The organism is Candidatus Erwinia dacicola (genome assembly GCF_001756855.1).
Classification (GTDB): Bacteria; Pseudomonadota; Gammaproteobacteria; order Enterobacterales; family Enterobacteriaceae; genus Erwinia; species Erwinia dacicola.
The window spans coordinates 1-4190 of sequence record NZ_MAYS01000259.1; the positions used below are offsets into that span (position 1 = coordinate 1).

A 4190-nucleotide genomic window follows, 5' to 3' on the forward strand; every position below is an offset into this window, starting at 1 on the left:
AGTCTTTGAAAGATAAGACCTTTCAATAACACGAAAGGCTAACTCATCAATATCTTTGCAACAGTGCCGCAGTCACCAAAATAGGCTAGGATGCCCAACTGCCGCTAAAATCAAGGTATACTCCGTGTAGCTGAATCGGGACCGCTCGGCACCACAGCGGTTTTCCGATCTCCCCTTTGCCAAGAGACCATCTAACTGATTATGCCAGAACTCTACCGCTACAACCTGCCGACCAGAGCAGGCGACCAGCGCCAGCTGGGGCAATTAACCGGTGCAGCCTGTGCCGTTGAATGTGCCGAAATGGTTGAACGTCATCAAGGCCCGGTAGTATTGATTGCGCCGGATATGCAGAATGCACTGCGCCTGCAGGATGAAATTAAACAGTTTACCGACCAGCCGGTGATGGCGCTGGCAGACTGGGAAACGCTGCCTTTTGACAGTTTTTCGCCGCATCAGGAAATCATCTCCTCGCGACTCTCCACCCTGTATCAACTGCCGACGCTTGAGCGCGGCGTGCTAATCCTGCCGGTTAATACGCTGATGCAGCGCGTCTGCCCGCACAGCTTCCTGCACGACCATGCGCTGGTGATGCAGAAAGGGCAAAAGCTGTCGCGCGATAAGCTGCGTGTCCAGCTGGAACAGGCGGGCTATCGCAGCGTGGATCAGGTAATGGAACACGGTGAGTTTGCCACCCACGGCGCACTTCTTGACCTTTACCCGATGGGAAGCGACCGCCCTTACCGTATTGACTTTTTCGATGATGAAATCGACAGCCTGCGCCTATTTGACGTTGACAGCCAGCGCACTCAGGAAGAGGTCGCGGCGATTAACCTGCTGCCCGCGCATGAATTCCCGACCGATAAAGCCGCGATTGAGCTGTTCCGCACCCAGTGGAGCAAACATTTTGACGTGCGTCGTGAAGCCGAACATATCTATCAGCAGGTGAGTAAAGGCACCCTGCCCGCCGGGATTGAATACTGGCAGCCGCTGTTCTTCGAGCAGCCGTTGCAGCCGTTATTCAGCTATCTGCCTGCCAATACGCTGCTGATTGTTTCCGGCGACCTAGAAGCCAGCGCCGAACGTTTCTGGAAAGATGTCAACGCCCGCTATGAGAACCGCCGCGTCGATCCGATGCGTCCGCTGCCGCTGCCGCCAACCCTGTGGCTGCGCAGTGATGAACTGTTCGGCGCACTGAAGCAGTGGCCGCGCGTGCAGCTGAAAACCGAGCTGCTGGTCGATAAAGCCGCTAATACCAATCTGCATTATGAAACCCTGCCGGATCTGACGGTGCAGGCACAAGCAAAAGCACCGCTTGATGCGCTGCGCCGTTTTCTGGAGAGTTTCACCGGCCCGGTGGTGTTCTCGGTAGAGAGTGAAGGCCGCCGCGAAGCGCTGCAGGAGCTGCTGGCGCGCATCAAGCTAAAGCCCACGGCGATCCACTCACTGCCGGATGCGCAGGAGTCGGGTCACTACCTGCTGATCGGCGCTAGCGAACACGGCTTTATCGACGGCCTGCGCAACCGCGCGCTGATCTGCGAAAGCGATCTGTTGGGCGAGCGAGTTAGCCGTCGTCGCCAGGACAGCCGCTGCACCATCAACCCGGACGTGCTGATCCGCAACCTCGCGGAGCTGCATCCTGGCCAGCCGGTGGTGCATCTGGAGCACGGCGTCGGGCGCTATATCGGCCTGACCACGCTAGAAACCGGCGGTATCCAGGCCGAATATCTGATGCTGGTGTATGCCGGAGATGCCAAGCTGTATGTGCCGGTGTCGTCTCTGCGTCTGATCAGCCGCTACGCGGGTAGTGCCGAAGAGAACGCGCCGCTGCATAAGTTGGGCAGCGATGCCTGGTCACGCGCCCGCCAGAAAGCGGCAGAAAAAGTGCGCGATGTGGCCGCCGAACTGCTGGATATCTATGCCCAGCGTGCCGCCAAAACCGGCTTTGCCTTTAAACACGATCGGGAACAATATCAGCTGTTCTGCGAGAGCTTCCCGTTCGAAACCACCCCTGACCAAGCGCAGGCGATTAACGCCGTGCTGAGCGATATGTGTCAGCCGCTGGCGATGGACCGCTTGGTGTGCGGCGACGTGGGCTTTGGTAAAACCGAAGTGGCGATGCGTGCCGCCTTCCTCGCGGTGGAAAATCACAAGCAGGTGGCAGTGCTGGTGCCGACCACCTTGCTGGCCCAGCAGCATTACGATAACTTTCGCGACCGTTTCGCTAACTGGCCGGTGCGTATTGAGATGCTGTCTCGATTCCGCACCGCCAAAGAGCAGGCGCAGGTGCTGAGCGAGGCGCAGGACGGCAAGGTTAATATTCTGATCGGCACGCACAAGCTGTTGCAGAGTGAGATCAAATGGCGCGATCTCGGCCTGCTCATCGTCGATGAAGAGCACCGCTTCGGCGTACGACATAAAGAGCGCATCAAAGCTATGCGTGCCGACGTTGATATTCTGACGCTGACCGCCACGCCAATCCCGCGCACGCTGAATATGGCGATGAGTGGGATGCGCGATCTGTCGATTATTGCCACGCCACCGGCCCGCCGTCTGGCGATAAAAACCTTTGTGCGCCAGTATGATGAGCTGGTCGTGCGCGAGGCGATCCTGCGTGAAGTGCTGCGCGGGGGTCAGGTTTATTACCTCTACAACGACGTCGAAAATATCGAGAAGGCCGCACAGCGTCTCTCCGAACTGGTGCCTGAAGCGCGTATTGCTATCGGTCATGGTCAGATGCGTGAGCGCGAGCTGGAACGAGTAATGAACGATTTTCACCACCAGCGGTTTAACGTGCTGGTGTGTACCACCATCATCGAAACCGGTATCGATATCCCAACCGCTAATACCATTATCATCGAACGTGCCGATCACTTTGGTCTGGCGCAGCTTCACCAGCTACGTGGCCGCGTGGGCCGTTCTCACCATCAGGCCTACGCTTGGCTGTTGACTCCGCACCCGAAAGCGATGACCACCGATGCGCACAAACGCTTAGAGGCTCTCGCCTCACTGGAAGATTTGGGTGCGGGCTTCGCGCTGGCAACGCATGATCTGGAAATCCGCGGTGCCGGTGAGCTGCTGGGAGAAGGTCAGAGCGGCCAGGTGGAAACGATCGGCTTCTCGCTGTATATGGAGCTGCTGGAAAATGCCGTTGATGCGCTGAAGGATGGCCGTGAACCCTCGCTGGAGGATCTCACCAACAGCCAGACGGAGATCGAACTGCGCATGCCTGCGCTGCTGCCGGATGACTTTATCCCGGATGTTAACACCCGCCTCTCCTTCTATAAGCGGATTGCCAGCGCGCAGGAGTCCGGCAAGCTGGATGACCTCAAGGTTGAGCTGATCGACCGCTTCGGCCTGCTGCCGGATGCGGCACGTAACCTGCTGGACATCGCCGAGCTGCGTCTGGTGGCGAAGAAGCTGGGCGTGCGTAAGGTGGAAGCCAGCGAGAAAGGCGGCTTCGTTGAGTTCGCCGAGAAAAATAAGGTCGACCCTACTTGGTTGATTGGCCTGTTGCAGAAAGACCCGCTGCACTGGCGGCTGGACGGCCCAACACGCATTAAGTTTATGCGCGACCTCGGCGAGCGCCAAGTGCGTATGGGCTGGGTGCGGGAGTTTATGGATAAGATAGGCTTTGTTGAATAATAGGTAATCATGCTGTTTAATATACTAGTTTTGGACGAAGATGTTAGCCGCGAATTCAGATAATAAGTGCAACGCTCGGTCATGTAGATGGAGGGACGGTTAGCTACCGATAAGCTATCCTGCTCTTCCGACTAAAGATGAGCGAGTAACTATGAAATATCAGCAGTTAACCGAAGGATTACGATACCAGATAGCTCTGTTGTGTGAAGACAAAGTTAGTCAGGCCGAGATTGGTCGCCGGTTAGGCGTCTGTAAGTCAACAGTCTCGCGGGAACTGCGCCGTAATCGCTCTGTAGATGGCTACCAGCCTGCGGTAGCGCAGAAGCTCAGCACCAGCCGCCGCAAGGCTGCCGGCAAACGCAGGATGCATGAGGATACGGTCTTCTTTGTTGAGGCAGCGCTCAACTGGTTGTGGAGCCCTGAGCAAATCAGCGCCATTGGCGATATCATCGGCAGACCGGTTAGTCACGAATGGATTTACCAGCACGTGAGCGGCGATAAAGTCCAGGGCGGAAAGCTGTACAAGCTCCTCCGGCAGGGTAAACGCC

2 protein-coding genes are annotated in these 4190 nt (G+C 57.1%); both read left to right on the forward strand.

From position 1 onward, the window contains the following. The first annotated feature begins 201 nt into the window (after positions 1–201). On the forward strand, positions 202–3642 hold the full coding sequence (mfd, locus tag BBW68_RS07820; RefSeq protein ID WP_070134721.1) for a transcription-repair coupling factor: 3441 nt from the start codon (positions 202–204) through the stop codon (positions 3640–3642). 151 nt (positions 3643–3793) lie between these two features. Next, positions 3794–4190, forward strand: a 397-nt coding sequence (locus BBW68_RS07825; protein ID WP_148127597.1) for a helix-turn-helix domain-containing protein, incomplete at its 3' end; no start/stop codon positions are given.